Origin of the sequence: Paeniroseomonas aquatica (genome assembly GCF_030409335.1) — a bacterium.
In the GTDB taxonomy this organism is placed as follows: Bacteria; Pseudomonadota; Alphaproteobacteria; order Acetobacterales; family Acetobacteraceae; genus Belnapia; species Belnapia aquatica.
The window spans coordinates 92,232-105,647 of record NZ_JAUFPN010000153.1 but is presented as its reverse complement, the minus strand read 5'-3'; the positions used below and the strand labels follow the sequence as shown (position 1 = coordinate 105,647).

Genomic DNA, 13,416 nt, shown 5'->3' with positions numbered 1-13,416 from the left:
CACCGTCGGATAGAACCAAGCTGGACCGAAAGCTGGGTCTTCCCCCTCCGCTGGGCGAGCCCCCCATTCGGCGGGGTGCCAACACCTTTTGGTAACAGCCCCTCACGCCACCACCAGCACCTTCGGCCCTGCCCGTCAGGATGCACCGGGCAGGACGCCTTGTGCGATCATTCCTTTTCGATCGTGCACTGCAAGGGGTGCTGGTTCTGGCGGGCCAGGTCCATCACCTGGGTCACCTTGGTCTCGGCCACCTCATAGGTGTAGACGCCGCAGACCCCGACCCCACGCCGGTGCACGTGCAACATGATCCGGGTGGCTTCCTCCCGGTTCTTCTGGAAAAACCGTTCGAGGACGTGGACGACGAATTCCATCGGCGTGTAATCGTCGTTCAGCATCAACACCTTGTACATGGCCGGCTTTTTGGTGCGTGTCCGGGTTTTCACGACCACGCCGGTATTGGGCGTGGTGTCCCCAGGCGTCGTCCCGCCAGGGGGATTCGCCCCGTCGGGACCCGATCCGCCCTGTTCCGCTCCGATAATCCGCTTGTCCTGATCGCTCATGAAGTTCCTGGTGGGCAGGCCTGCACCCGCCTGCGGGTATCCTGGTACGCCGGAATGACCCGGCCTGCCGGACAGGATATCGCCCCCGAAGGCGCAAGGTGAAGTGCCCAGCGGGGATCTGGGGAAGATATGGTTGCCCCACCCTAGCAGGGGAAGGGTTACCAGAAGCTAGTCGAGCCAGGCAGGGCGATTTGCCCTAACGAGAAGGGCCCGGCCCGGCACGCCCCGCAACGCGGAGAATGCCGGAGCCGGGCCCCGAAGCCTGGCCCGCCGGTCTTCTGACCGACGGGCGAGACGTTTGGCTTAGGCCGCGATCGGCTTAGACATGGTCTCGACCGCCAGCGTCATGCGGGCGGAGATCGGCGCGAAGGACGCCTCGACCAGCTTCAGGGAGGCTTCCTGCAGCTTGGTCGCCTCGGACATCGTCTTCTCGATCGCGGTACGGGTATAGGAGGTCTGGATCTCGGTGGCCTCCTTCAGGCTCTTCACCGTGGACAGCGCCTTGGCGCTGGCGATCGCGTGCTCGCTCAGACCCTGCATCAGCGCCATAGTCTGCTTGCTGAGGTCCTGCACGCCGGCGAAATAGACCTGCGTCGCCTTGGTGAAGGCCTCGGCATTGCCGCGGCTGAATTCCGCCGCCTGCTCGGCCGCCTTCATCATGCCGTCGGTCGCCTTGCTCGCCTGGTCCATGCTCTTCTCCACCGTCATCTGCGCCTGCGCGGCGCCCGTTCCAATCAGCTTCTGGGTCTTGGCGGCGCCCGAGGCAGCCGCATCATTCACCAGCTTCTTCACGTCAGCCGCTTTGGGCTCGGACATTGCCGTCATGGTCTATCTCCTCGAAAGGGGCCCTGAGACCCTGGCTCGGGCGTGGCCCCCACCCTGCGGCGTCAGGCTCGACCGATTTGCTGCACTGCAGCATGGCATGCTTTAAGACGAATATAACGCACATTGCAAGAGTTTTTTGCAGCGCAGCAAACCGTCAGCTTTGGGTCTGCGTCAGCGGTGTCATCGACTCTGCTCGTCGCAACGCACGGGCGCTGGCCGTCGCCGGCACTCGGGATTTGTCACAATCACTACGAATGATTGAACTGCTTAAGATTAGTTTCCGAGTATACCCCCCTAACCCTTTGCAGTCTCAGTGTTCCGCTTCCATTCCGGTGGACAAGGCCACTTCGTCGTCGCTAGGATGCCTGGGATTCGACAGCTTGCGGGGGCAGGCTGCGTGTCGGGGGGCTTCGATCTTGCGGATCCGTGCCATGTCGCGCCTGGGCCTTGGCCTGGCACTATCCGTTTGGCTCGCTGCGCAAGCGCAAGCCCAGATCGGCAGCGAACGATACTCTGCCATCGTGACCGATGCCCGCAGCGGCAATACACTTATCGCCGCCAATCCGGACGAGCAGCGCTACCCGGCCTCCCTCACCAAGATGATGACCGTCTACCTGGCCTTCGAGGCCCTGCGGGACGGTCGCACCACCCTCGACAGCGTCATCCGGGTCTCGGGCAATGCCGCTTCCATGCCGCCGTCCCGGCTCGGCCTCACCGCCGGCATGATGTTGACGGTGGAGGAGGCCATCCTCGCCTTGGTCACCAAATCCGCCAATGACGCTGCGGCGGCGCTGGGCGAATACCTCGGCGGCGGCTCCGAGGAACGCTTCGCCCAGATGATGACCCTGAGGGCCCGGGCCCTGGGGATGACGCGCACCACCTTCCGCAATGCCTCCGGCCTGCCGGACCTGGATCAGGTCACCACCGCGCGCGACATGGCCTTGCTCGGCCGCCGGCTGATGCAGGACCATCCCAGCCGCTACAGCTTCTTCTCGACGCCGCATTTCGTCTTCCGCGGCCGGACCCATTGGAACCACAACCGGCTGCTGCAGGAATACGAAGGCACCGACGGCATCAAGACCGGCTACGTGAACGACAGCGGCTTCAACCTGGTCGCCAGCACCCAGCGGGATGGGGTGCGCCTGATCGCGGCCGTCTTCGGCGGCCGCACCGGGCGGGAGCGCGATCGCCACATGATGGCCTTGCTGGATCAAGGCTTCATGCAGATGGGCGTGGCACCGACCGTGCACCGGAGCCTGCCGCCGATGATGGCGGCGGCCCAGGCCGCGCCGGTGCGGGCGGCTCGGGCCCAGCCGCGGCCGCAGCTTGCCGCCAGCCCGTCCAAGGCCCAGGTCGCGGCCCGCGCCGCGCGCGCGGCTCCCCAGGCCCTGGCTGCCCGGCCCTCGCTGTTGCGCACCGTCACCACCCGGAACGCCCGTCCGCCGGCTGCTGCCTCCCGCATCGAGCAGGGCGACTCCGGCCGCGGCTACGTGCGCGCCCCGGCGCGGGCCGTCCAGGCTCCGTCGGCCCGGCCCGGCCGCCCGAAGGCCACCGGCCCGAATCGCCGCTGACCCAATCGGGCCGGCGAAGGCTCGGCGCCGCCGGCGTCAGCCCATGCCGCCACGGGCGGTGATGGGCCACAGGCATTCGACCCGGCCCTTCCGCACCCCGACATACCAATCGTAGCGGTCCACCGTCGGGTCGCAATGGCCGGGGACCAGCCGGAGCTTCTCCCCCAGCGGCGGCGCCGCGCCATCCTCGACCAGCAGCTTGCCATGCTCGTCCGAGGCCCCGACGTAGTGCAGGCCGGGGCGGCCGTGTACCAGCGGCAGCCCGCTGTCGATCGCCACCGCCTTATGCCCTGCATCGACCACGGCGACGCCGGGGATCGCCCGGCTCATGACGGTCGCCAGCACGAACAGGCTCTGGCGGAACGGCGGCGGCTGCTCGTTGCGGGCGTAGTCGGCATCCATGAAGGCATAGGATCCCGCCTGGATCTCGGTATAGACGCCGCTTGCCACCTCATTCTCGAAGGTACCGGTCCCGCCGCCGCCGACGATGGCGCAGCCCAGCCCCTGCTGCGCCAACTGCTCGACCGTGCGGCGGGTGACCTCGGCGGCATGGCCGATGGCGGCGGCCCGCTCCTCCGGGCCGCGCTTGTGCTGGGCGCTGCCGTGGTAGGACTGCAGCCCGCCGAAGATCAGATGCGGGCTGGCGGCGATGACCTTCGCCAGTTCCACCGCCGCCGGCCCCGGCTGGACCCCGCAGCGGGACGCGCCGCAGTCGATCTCGATCAGCACCGTCAGCCGGGTGCCCGCCGCCGCCGCGGCCTGTTCCAGCGCCCCGACCTGCACCGCGTCGTCGACGCAGACGGCGACCTTGCTGATGCCCTGCAAGGCGGCCAGGCGAGCCAGCTTCGCGGCACCGACCACCTGGTTGCTGACCAGGATATCCGGGATGCCGCCCCAGGCCAGGGCCTCGGCCTCCGCCACCTTCTGCACGCATTGGCCGATGGCGCCGCGCGCTATCTGCAGCCGGGCGATCACCGGCGACTTGTGGGTCTTGGCATGGGCGCGGAGCTTGACCGGGGAATTGGTCAGGAAGCCGGCCATGCGGTCGAGGTTGGCCTCGAAGGCGTCGAGGTCGAGCACCAGGGCGGGCGTGTCGATCTCGTCCTCGGGCATGCCGGGGGCGGCGGGCGGCGGTTGCAGCATCAGGGGTGCTCCGGTTCGATGGCGCCGCGGTCGACGGCGGGATGTGGCGCACATCGTCAGGCCCGGCCGGCGCCGCGTCCAGCCCCGGCCCTGATGCCGTAGGTCAGACGAAGGTCAGCAGCCGGCGCGGGTTGCCGACCGTGATGGCGGCGATCTCCGCCTCGGTGAAGCCGCGGGCGGCCATCAGCGGCAGGACGTTCTCGAAGATGTGGCCATAGCCATGGCCGCCCCAGCGGGTCAGCCGGGTGCGGTAGCAGATGTCGTGGCTGATCACGACGCGCTCCAGATGGCCGCGGGCGATCAGGGCACGGATCAGCCGCAGCCTGATGGCATCGTTCGGCATGTCGATATCGGACAGCCCGTAATAGCTCGCCTCCTGCCCGAACAGGTCGAATTCCACCACCACTCCGGAATCCGCCAGGCGCAGCAGCCGTGCCTCGTCGAAGATCGTGCGGTCGATGTGGCTGAGGATGACGCGGCCGGGATCCGCGCCATGGGAGCGGACGAAATCGGCCACCTCCTGCGGCTGGTCCGGGTCGCGTCCGGGATGCACGTTCACCGCCGCGCCGGTCTCCGCCATGGCGAGCAGCGCCCCGGCCATCACCCGCTGCTCCTGCGCGGTCCAGGGCGCCTGACAGCCGATCTCGCCGATGATGCCGGCCCGCACCGCCGTGCCCCAGGCGCCGACCTGCACCTGGTCGACGATCTCCCGGGCGAAGTCCTCGGCGCTGCGGTCCTGGTTTCCTGGGTCCTGGTACTCGTGCACGTAGTGGCCGCAGCCCATGACGATATGGATGCCGGCCGCCTCGGCCAGCCGGGCCAGCGCCGCCGGGTCCGGGTCCAGCCCGCCGCAGGTCAGCTCCACCATGGTCCGCCCGCCCGCCGTCCGCATCGCGGCCAGCTCGGCGACCGCGGTCGGCTCGCAGCGGAAGCGCAGGTTGCCGGGGGCCTTGCGCTTGCGGCCGTAGTTGATGGCGAAGCAATTGCAGAGCGTGATCTCCTCGCCCTGGTCGGGATCGGCCCGCATCGCCGGGCTGCGGATGTCCCAGATCAGGTGCTCGTGCATCAGCGTCGGCCCCAGCAGCGCCGGATCCACCGGCCCGAGCACCGTCTGGGCCCGGCCGCGCAGCGCCTCGCGCGTCAGGCGGCTCATGGCCGGCCGAGGCCAGGGAATCGGTGCATCGCTGCTGTCATGCGGGTCTCCTGATCGCGGCCGTGGCGGCAGGCTAGCGCGGCCGCGGGCCGCTTGCACCGGGCTTCGGGCCGGCCTCAGGCATGGGTATGCGGATGGACATGCGGCCCGGACCCATGGTCGTGGCCTGCCGCCTCCTCCTGCACCGGGACCAGATGCAGGCTGTGGTGGCGGACGCCGCGCTGGCTGGTGACCGCATCGGCGAAGCGCCGCACCGCGCCGGTCGGGCCGCGCAGCACCGCGACTTCCAGGCAGGCCTCATGGTCCAGGTGCACATGCATGCTGGCGACGGCGATGTCGTGGTGGTCGTGATGCGAGCGGGTCAGCCTTCGGGCCAGGTCGCGCACCCCATGGTCGTAGACGTAGCTCAGCGTGGCGACGCAGGGCGCGGCGGGGTCATCCCCGGCCTCCCGGTCCACCGCCTCCCGCACCAGGTCGCGCACCGCCTCGGACCGGCTGGCATAGCCGCGCCGGGCGACCAGCCGGTCGATGGTGCCGAGCAGCGCCTCGTCGATGGTGATGGTCACCCGCTCCATGCCCTCGCCCCCCCGGCCCTGCACGCAGGATGCACCAGGGCTTGCGGCTCCCGCAAGAATTGTGTGACGATTTACAAGATTTGTATGAGGATTCGACGTGGCGGGACGGCCCTGGATCGGTGCAGGCGTATTGGCGGCCGGGGTGATGGCGGCGGCCTCCGGCCTCGCCGTGGCCCAGACGCAGGAGGGCAGCCTGCCGGCCCTGGTCGTCACCGCCCCGGTAGTGCCGTCCGCCACGGCCAGCGAGGTGCGGGTCAACGCGGGCGACATCGCCGCCCGCCCGCTGGGCCGCATCGGGGAGGCGCTGGAAGCCGCCCCCGGCCTGATCGTCACCCAGCACAGCGGCGAGGGGAAGGCGAACCAGTATTTCCTGCGCGGCTTCAACCTGGACCATGGCACCGACATCGCCATCAGCGTCGACGGCATGCCGGTCAACATGCGCACCCATGCCCATGGCCAGGGCTATGCCGACCTGAACTTCCTGATCCCCGAGCTGCTGGGCGGCCTGCAGGTCCGCAAGGGCCCCTACTTCGCCGATGACGGCGATTTCGCCACCGCCGGCTCGCTGCGGCTGGAGCTGGCCAACCAGCTCGACCGCCCGCTGCTGCAGGCGACGGCCGGCAGCTTCGGCTATTGGCGCGGCGTCGTCGCCGGCTCCCGGCCGCTCGGCAACGGGGTGCTGCTGGCTGCGGGCGAGGTGGCGACCTACGACGGCCCCTGGCGCCGCCCCGACCAGCTGCGGCGCCTGACCGGGATGCTGCGCTACACCGAGGGCACTGCCGACGACGGCTTCTCCCTCACCGCCATGGGCTATGCCAACCGCTGGCACGCGACGGACCAGCTCCCCGCCCGGGCCGTCTCGGCAGGGCTGGTCGACCGCTTCGGCACCCTGGACCCGACCGATGGCGGCCGGGCGGAGCGCTACAGCCTCTCCGGCCGCTGGGCGCGCAGCGGCGAGCACGGCACGACGCGGGTCGGCGCCTATGCCATCCGCTCGACCCTCGACCTCGGCAGCAACTTCACCTACTTCCTCGATGACCCGGAGAATGGCGACCAGTTCAACCAACGTGACCGCCGCTGGATCCTCGGCGGCGAGCTGTCCCACACTGTCCCCTGGACGCTGGCCGGACGCGCGGCGGTCACCCGCGTCGGCCTGCAGCTCCGGCACGACGACAGCCGCCTCGCCCTGGTCCGCACCGTGGCGCGCACGCCGCTCGCCACCGTGCGGAGCGACGCCGTGCAGCAGGACAGCCTCGGCGTCTTCACCGATACCACTTGGCAATTGGCGGATCGGCTGCGACTGACCGGCGGGCTGCGGACCGACTGGGTCGGCGGCCGGGTGCGCAGCGACACCGCCCTGAACTCCGGCGCCGCGGGCGAGTGGATCGCCAGCCCCAAGGCCGGCCTGGTGCTCGGACCCTGGTCCGCCACCGAATTCTTCGTCAATGCCGGCAGCGGCTTCCACAGCAACGACCTGCGCGGCGCCACCATCCGGGTCGATCCCACGGATCGGCTGACGCCGCTGTCCCGGGTGCCCCTTTTGGTGCGGGCCAGGGGGGCGGAAATCGGCCTCGCCACGCGGGTGGTGCCGGGGCTCGAATCCCGCCTCGCGGCCTTCGTCCTGACCCTTGGCTCCGAGATCCTGTTCCTCGGCGATGCCGGCACCACCGAGCCAAGCCGCGCCAGCCGCCGCATCGGCCTGGAATGGACCAACCGCTATCAGGCGAGGCCCTGGCTGGCTTTCGATCTCGACGTCGCGGCGACCCGGGCGCGCTTTACCGAGGACGACCCGGCCGGCCGCTACATCCCGGGCGCCCCCAACCTCGTGCTGGCGGCCGGGATGACGGTGGACGAGGGCATCGGCTGGTTCGGCACCACCCGGCTGCGCTACTTCGGTGCCCGGCCGCTGACCGAGGACAACAGCCAGCAGTCCCGCGCCACCGCCCTGGTCAATGCCCGCCTCGGCTATCGCTTCGAGAATGGGTTGCGGATGCAACTCGACGCCTTCAACCTGTTCGACAGCAAGGCGAGCCAGATCGACTACTTCTATGCCTCCCGCCTGCCGGGGGAACCGGGCGGCGGCGTGGAGGATCGCCACTTCCACCCGGCGGAGCCCCTGGCCCTGCGCTTCACCGTCGCCGCCAGCCTGTAGCAGACCGGCGTCAGGCCTCGGCCACCCGCCCGATCGGCCGCGCCGGCGCCTGCGCCGCCGGCCCGTCCCGGCAGAGCGAGGAGAAGAAGGCCCCACCGAAGGCGGCGATCACCGAGACCAGCCACATCTGGTCGTAGCTGCCGGTCCGGTCGAAGATCACGCCGCCCAGCCAGGCGCCGGTGAAGCCGCCGATCTGGTGGCCGAGGAAGACCAGCCCGAAGATCGTCGCCAGCCAGCGGGTGCCGAAATTGCGGGCGCAGAGCGCGACCGTCGGCGGCACCGTGGACAGCCAGAGCAGCCCCATGATCGCGGAGAAGACCAGGACCGAGGTGGTGGTCTTGTCCACCATCAGGAACCCGCCCATCAGCACCCCGCGCGCGGCATAGATGATGACCAGCAGCTCCCGCCGCTTCCATCGGCTGGACAGCTCCCCGGCGGTCAGCGACCCCACCACGTTGAACAGCCCGATCAGGCTGATGGCGGCCGCGCCCACGCCGAGCGGCAGGTGGCAGCTGGCGACGAAGCCCGGCAGGTGGACCGCCATGAAGCTGACATGCATGCCGCAGACGAAGAAGCCGAAGGACAGGAACCAGAAGGTCGGGTCGCCAAGGGCCCGGCGCAGCGCCACGCCCGCCTTCTCCTCGGCCGGGGCACCTGCCACGGGCTTCGCCGCCTGGTCGTTCAACGGCAGTGCCAGCGGGATCATCAGCAGGGAGACGCCCGCGATGACCAGCATCGCCACCTGCCAGCCGGCGCCCGAGATGCCGAAGGCGACCAGCGGAACCACCAGGAACTGCCCGAAGGAGGAACCGGCGGTCCCGAGCCCGGTCGCCCGTCCCCGCAGCCGCTCCGGCAGCAGCCGGGTCAGGCTGGCCATCACCACCGGCATCCCGGCGGCCGAGACCGCGCAGCCCATGACCACCCCGGCGAAGAAGGTGAACCAGAACAGGCTGTCCGAGAAGGCCATGCCGACCAGCGCCACCACCTGCAGGCTGGCGCCGATCATGATGACGGTGCGCCCGCCGATGCGGTCCGCCATCTGGCCCCAAAGCGGCTGGGTCAGCCCGTTGACCAGCACCTGCAGGGCAATGGCGAAGGCGAAACCGCTGGCGCTCCAGCCCTGCGCCTGGGTCATCGGCGCCAGGAACAGCCCGAGGCTCTGGCGCAGGCCCATGGCCAGGGCAGCGGTGATCACGCCACAGGCCAGCAGCAGCCCGACTCCGACCTTGACGCCGGGCGCGATTGGTCCAGCCATGGCGGGTCATCTCCTCACAATCCGCTGACATGAGAGCATCGCAGGGCACCTGCCGACAACCGCGCGAGGCGCATGGCAACCTGTCGCCCACATGCTTGTGGTGCGTGGCCATGGTCCCGTGAATTGCGCCTGAGGCGAGGGCGTGCGAAGGCCCCTGCGTTGCTCCCAGGGGACCATTGATGCTGCGTGCACTCTATGACCGCGTCTTGGCGCTGGCGGCCCATCGCCGGGCCCCGGCCTATCTCGCCGGCGTCAGCTTCGCCGAGAGCAGCTTCTTCCCCATCCCGCCCGACGCCATGCTCATCCCGATGTGCGTCGCCCGGCCGGAGATGGCCTATCGCTATGCCGGGATCTGCACCGTGGCCTCGGTGCTCGGCGGCATACTCGGCTACATCATCGGCTATTTCCTGTTCGACGCGCTGGCGGCGCCGGTGCTGGCGGCCTACGGCTATGCCGATGCGATGATCCGCTTCCAGGGCTGGTACGACCAGTGGGGCGCGCTGGTGATCCTCATCAAGGGGCTTACGCCGATCCCCTACAAGATCGTCACCATCGCCTCGGGCGCGGCGCATTTCAGCTTCGTCGTCTTCCTCGTCGCCAGCATCGTCACCCGCGGCGCGCGCTTCTTCCTGCTCGCCTTCCTGCTGCGGCGGTTCGGGCCGCCGATCCGCGACTTCATCGAGCGCCGCCTGACGTTGGTCACCACCGGCGCCGCCGCCGCCATCGTGCTGGGCTTCGTCGCGTTGAAGTTCCTGTAGCCTGGCCCTTCCCAGGACGTTGGCGGCATCCTGGGAAGCCGCCTTGACTATTCCCGCCAGGGATGGACGGCCCAGAGCTGTTCGTAATGGGTTTTCATGGTCACCAGCTCGGCGCGGTACTCATCCGGGCCGAGGATGCGGAGCGGCAAGGCGAGCTGCGTTGCAACCGCCTGCCACTCGGGATCCGCCACCGCTTTGCGGGCGGCGTCCACGATCCGGTCCAGCACCGGGCGCGGCAGACCGGCCGGTGCCGCCAGGCCTCGCATCGAGCCCTCGACCACATCGAAGCCCTGCTCCCGAAAGGTCGGGACATCCGCCATCACCGGCCAGCGGGTGGGACCCATCTGGCCGATCGGCCGGAACATTCCCTGACGAAAGTCGCCGATTGCCTCGCCGATGTTCGTCACCGCCAAGTCGATCTGCTTCGACAGGGTGGCGGTGCGCACCGGGGCCCCTCCGGCGAAGGGGATGTGCAGGAACTTCGTCCCGGTCGCCCGCTCGAGCGCCAGTACCGCCAGGTGGTCGTCCGAGCCAATGCCGGAGGTGCCGTAGCTGACTTGGCCGGGGCGCCGCTTCGCTTCCGCCACAAGGTCGGCGACCGTGCGGATCGGGCTGTCGGGCAGCACCCAGATGGCGCCGGGGTCGTCCACGATGTTCAGCACCGGGGCGAAGTCATCCAGCCGGAAGCGAGTCGCGGGGCGCTCGATCGGGATGGTGACGATGGTGGGCGTGTTGATGAAGCCGATCGTATAGCCGTCCGGCCTGGCACGGGCGAGTTCGGTGAAGCCGATCTCGCCCGAGGCGCCGGGGCGATTGGTCACCACCACGGGCTGGCCGAGGTACTTCTCCATGATCCGGGCCAGGGGCCGCGCTGCCACGTCGGTGCCGCCCCCGGCCGGGAAGGCCAGCACCATGCTGAGCGGCCGGTCGGGAAAGCTCTGGGCGAGCGCGGGGGTGGCAAGCGGGAAACCCACCAGCCCGGCAAGCAGGGTGCGTCGGTCCATCGGACGATCCTCCCGGTATCCGCTTCTCTGTGCGGCTCCTTGGACGGGATCGGACCATGACGGCTCGGCTATTGCAACGGCAGCGCGGGCGCCGCGTCACGCGAGGCCTACAGGGCAGGCGACGAAGCCGGTCTTTTCCCCAAGGCGGAAGCCGGCGCCCTCGTAGAAGCGCATGGTCGAATCCTGCTTCGGGCCGGTGAGCAGCATCACCTTTCAGCAATCCGCCGCCCAGGCGACGTCGAGTGCGGTGCGCAGCACCGCCCGACCATGCCCCTGGCGGTCGACATGGGTCACCACAGTCTCGATCAGGGCAAAGGGCCGCGCCGCCCGGGTCAGGGTGGGCGTGATGACCAGCGTGCAGGTGCAAATGGGCTCCCCGGTGCGCTGCCCGAGGAAGATGGTAATCGCTGGATTGGCCAGCAGTGCCTGCCAGCTCCGCGCCGCCGCTTCCGGCTCCGGCGGCGCCTCGGTGCTCAGATGCCGGTAGAGTGCGAGCAGAAGCGGCAGATCCGGCTGTTCCACCGCGCGAATCCGGATGGTCATGCGCATCCTCCCCTTGGCGGCCGGGCCGCCGCGGCGCCATGCTCGTCACGGTCACGGCATGACCGGAGAACGGGTGATGCGGCATATCCTGGCAGGTTGGGCAGGGACATCCAGCCCCCTGGCGATCGTGGGAGCGGTGTTGCTGGGCCTTGCGGCCCCCGCTCAGGCCGGCAGCACTTTCGACGCGGTGAAGCGCAACGGCGAAGTGCGCTGCGCCGTATCCACCGGCCTTGCCGGCATGTCGCAGCCCGATGCCCAGGGCATCTGGCGTGGCTTCGACGTGGACATCTGCCGCGCAGTGGCGGCCGCGATGTTCGGCGACGCCGGCAAGGCCCGCCTGATCCCGACCACCACCGCGACCCGCTTCACCGCCCTGCAATCCGGCGAGGTGGATCTGCTGTCGCGCACCACGGCGCTGACCCTGGCCCGCGACAGCCAGCTCGGCCTGACCATCACCGTGCCGCATTTCTTCACCGGCCAGGGCGTGCTGGTGCATCGCCGGCTGAACATCACCAGCGCGGCGCAGCTCGACGGCGCCACCTTCTGCGCGATGCTCGCCAGCGAGATCGAGCGCAACCTGGCGGACTGGGCGCGGCAGAAGAACATCCGCATCACCACCATCCCCTTCGACACGCCGCCGACCATCCAGGCCGCCTTCCAGGCCGGACGCTGCGATGCCATCAGCAACGACATGATCAACCTCTCCGGCAACCGCGCCGCGGCGCCGAACCCGGCGGACCTCGTGCTGCTGCCGGAGTTAGTCTTCAAGGAGCCGCACGGCGTGTTGGTCCGGAACGGCGACGCCGAATGGGCGGCGCTGACCCGCTGGGCGGTCTTCGCGCTGATCCAGGCGGAGGAAATGGGGCTGACCCAGGCCAACGTGGCCGAGATCCGCGCGACGACCACCGACCCGAAGATCCGCCGCTTCCTCGGCCTCACCGAGAACGTCGGCACCGGCTGGGGGCTTCCCGCCGGCTGGGCCTTCGAGGTGGTGCGGCAGGTCGGCAATTACGGCGAGGTCTTCGACCGCGGGCCGGGCAAGGTGCTCGGCATGGAACGCGGACTGAACCGGCCCTGGACCGAGGGCGGGATGCTGATGTCCTGGCTTTGGCAATAGGCAGCCGCAGCAAGGCCAGCCTGGGCGACTTCCCTCCTATTCGCCGGGACGCACCGCCGCCCGCACCGCCTCGGCAACCGCGACCGCATTCGGCGTGTCCGAATGGATGCAGACGCTGTCGCGCCCGACCGGGATGTCGACGCCGCCGATCGACGTCCCGCGGCCGTCCCGCACCGCCCGGCGGCAGCGCCGGGCCGCCTCGGCCGGATCCACCGGCGCATGCTCGCGGGTGATGATGAGGCCGCCGGCATCGGTGTAGTCGAGGTCGGCATAGAACTCGGCCACGTAGCGATGGCCGCGGGCCGGGTACAGCGTCTCGTGCAGGGTCCCGGGCAATCCGAAGATCGGCACCCGGAACACGTCCGCCGCGTCGCAGATCGCCGCCGCGACATGCTCCAGCCGTGCCGCCATGCCATAGAGCGCGCCATGCGGCTTGATGTGATGCAGGGTCATCCCCTCCGCCGCGAGGAAGCCCGACAGCGCGCCGATCTGGTAGATCAGGCAGGCCGCCAGCTCCTCCCGCCCCATCGCCATCTCCCGCCGGCCGAAGCCCTGCAGGTCCGGCAGCGAGGGATGCGCGCCGACCGCGACCCCATGCGCGCGGGCCAGCCGCACCGTCGCGCGCATCTGCACCGGGTCGGCGGCATGGAAGCCGCAGGCGACGTTGGCGACGTCGATCAGCGGCATCAGCGCCGCGTCGGCGCCGATGCGATAAAGGCCGAAGCCCTCGCCCATGTCGCAGTTGATCGTGGCCATCGCG

The 13,416-nt window shown here is 69.8% G+C and carries 13 protein-coding genes; 4 read left to right on the top strand and 9 right to left on the bottom strand.

Going from position 1 to position 13,416, the window contains the following annotated elements:
* Positions 1–167: 167 nt before the first annotated feature.
* Together clpS and QWZ14_RS15660 are read right to left on the bottom strand one after the other, a co-directional pair.
* Positions 168–560 (bottom strand): ATP-dependent Clp protease adapter ClpS, encoded by a 393-nt coding sequence (gene clpS / locus QWZ14_RS15665; RefSeq protein WP_290317673.1) that lies wholly within the window; start codon positions 558–560, stop codon positions 168–170.
* A gap of 303 nt (positions 561–863) precedes the next feature.
* The gene (locus QWZ14_RS15660) at positions 864–1,385 is read right to left on the bottom strand and encodes a phasin family protein (RefSeq protein WP_290317672.1); all 522 of its coding nucleotides are present in this window, start codon (positions 1,383–1,385) and stop codon (positions 864–866) included.
* 521 nt (positions 1,386–1,906) lie between these two features.
* Between QWZ14_RS15660 and QWZ14_RS15655 the strand changes: the two genes are divergently transcribed.
* Positions 1,907–2,956, top strand: a complete 1,050-nt coding sequence (locus tag QWZ14_RS15655) for a D-alanyl-D-alanine carboxypeptidase family protein (protein ID WP_377751037.1) — start codon at positions 1,907–1,909, stop codon at positions 2,954–2,956.
* Between the two features lie 36 nt (positions 2,957–2,992).
* Here the strand turns inward: QWZ14_RS15655 and QWZ14_RS15650 are convergent, their stop codons facing one another.
* From QWZ14_RS15650 to nikR, 3 genes are all read right to left on the bottom strand, one after another.
* On the bottom strand, positions 2,993–4,099 hold the full coding sequence (locus QWZ14_RS15650) for a DSD1 family PLP-dependent enzyme (RefSeq protein WP_290317669.1): 1,107 nt from the start codon (positions 4,097–4,099) through the stop codon (positions 2,993–2,995).
* Between the two features lie 103 nt (positions 4,100–4,202).
* Positions 4,203–5,252 (bottom strand): phosphotriesterase family protein, encoded by a 1,050-nt coding sequence (locus QWZ14_RS15645; protein WP_290317668.1) that lies wholly within the window; start codon positions 5,250–5,252, stop codon positions 4,203–4,205.
* Between the two features lie 116 nt (positions 5,253–5,368).
* Positions 5,369–5,827 carry a nickel-responsive transcriptional regulator NikR gene (gene nikR, locus QWZ14_RS15640; protein WP_290317667.1) on the bottom strand — a complete coding sequence of 153 codons (459 nt, stop codon included), beginning with the start codon at positions 5,825–5,827 and terminating at the stop codon, positions 5,369–5,371.
* A 97-nt stretch (positions 5,828–5,924) separates the two neighbouring features.
* Between nikR and QWZ14_RS15635 the strand changes: the two genes are divergently transcribed.
* Positions 5,925–7,979 (top strand): TonB-dependent receptor, encoded by a 2,055-nt coding sequence (locus QWZ14_RS15635; protein WP_290317666.1) that lies wholly within the window; start codon positions 5,925–5,927, stop codon positions 7,977–7,979.
* 10 nt (positions 7,980–7,989) lie between these two features.
* Here QWZ14_RS15635 and QWZ14_RS15630 read toward each other — a convergent pair whose 3' ends face one another.
* Positions 7,990–9,234: an MFS transporter gene (locus QWZ14_RS15630; RefSeq protein ID WP_290317665.1), complete on the bottom strand. Its 1,245-nt coding sequence runs from the start codon at positions 9,232–9,234 to the stop codon at positions 7,990–7,992.
* Positions 9,235–9,413: 179 nt separating this feature from the next.
* Between QWZ14_RS15630 and QWZ14_RS15625 the strand changes: the two genes are divergently transcribed.
* A complete protein-coding gene (locus tag QWZ14_RS15625; RefSeq protein ID WP_290317664.1) occupies positions 9,414–9,992 on the top strand; it encodes a YqaA family protein in 579 nt (192 codons plus the stop codon).
* Positions 9,993–10,039: 47 nt separating this feature from the next.
* On the opposite strand, the gene QWZ14_RS15620 is transcribed toward QWZ14_RS15625, so the two are convergent.
* A complete protein-coding gene (locus tag QWZ14_RS15620; protein WP_290317663.1) occupies positions 10,040–10,996 on the bottom strand; it encodes a Bug family tripartite tricarboxylate transporter substrate binding protein in 957 nt (318 codons plus the stop codon).
* Between the two features lie 213 nt (positions 10,997–11,209).
* Entirely contained in the window at positions 11,210–11,539 is a 330-nt protein-coding gene (locus QWZ14_RS15615) for a GNAT family protein (protein WP_290317662.1), read from the bottom strand.
* 136 nt (positions 11,540–11,675) lie between these two features.
* Between QWZ14_RS15615 and QWZ14_RS15610 the strand changes: the two genes are divergently transcribed.
* The gene (locus tag QWZ14_RS15610; RefSeq protein WP_408903695.1) at positions 11,676–12,656 is read left to right on the top strand and encodes an amino acid ABC transporter substrate-binding protein; all 981 of its coding nucleotides are present in this window, start codon (positions 11,676–11,678) and stop codon (positions 12,654–12,656) included.
* Between the two features lie 36 nt (positions 12,657–12,692).
* Here the strand turns inward: QWZ14_RS15610 and pxpA are convergent, their stop codons facing one another.
* Positions 12,693–13,412, bottom strand: a complete 720-nt coding sequence (pxpA, locus tag QWZ14_RS15605; RefSeq protein ID WP_290317659.1) for a 5-oxoprolinase subunit PxpA — start codon at positions 13,410–13,412, stop codon at positions 12,693–12,695.
* Between the last annotated feature and the right edge of the window lie 4 nt (positions 13,413–13,416).

Coding starts and splice junctions, on each gene's coding strand:
- clpS (WP_290317673.1), bottom strand. CDS start 560: ATGAGCGATCAGGACAAGCGGATTATCGGAGCGGAACAGGGCGGATCG.
- QWZ14_RS15660 (WP_290317672.1), bottom strand. CDS start 1,385: ATGACGGCAATGTCCGAGCCCAAAGCGGCTGACGTGAAGAAGCTGGTG.
- QWZ14_RS15650 (WP_290317669.1), bottom strand. CDS start 4,099: ATGCTGCAACCGCCGCCCGCCGCCCCCGGCATGCCCGAGGACGAGATC.
- QWZ14_RS15645 (WP_290317668.1), bottom strand. CDS start 5,252: ATGAGCCGCCTGACGCGCGAGGCGCTGCGCGGCCGGGCCCAGACGGTG.
- nikR (WP_290317667.1), bottom strand. CDS start 5,827: ATGGAGCGGGTGACCATCACCATCGACGAGGCGCTGCTCGGCACCATC.
- QWZ14_RS15630 (WP_290317665.1), bottom strand. CDS start 9,234: ATGGCTGGACCAATCGCGCCCGGCGTCAAGGTCGGAGTCGGGCTGCTG.
- QWZ14_RS15625 (WP_290317664.1), top strand. CDS start 9,414: ATGCTGCGTGCACTCTATGACCGCGTCTTGGCGCTGGCGGCCCATCGC.
- QWZ14_RS15620 (WP_290317663.1), bottom strand. CDS start 10,996: ATGGACCGACGCACCCTGCTTGCCGGGCTGGTGGGTTTCCCGCTTGCC.
- QWZ14_RS15615 (WP_290317662.1), bottom strand. CDS start 11,539: ATGACCATCCGGATTCGCGCGGTGGAACAGCCGGATCTGCCGCTTCTG.
- pxpA (WP_290317659.1), bottom strand. CDS start 13,412: ATGGCCACGATCAACTGCGACATGGGCGAGGGCTTCGGCCTTTATCGC.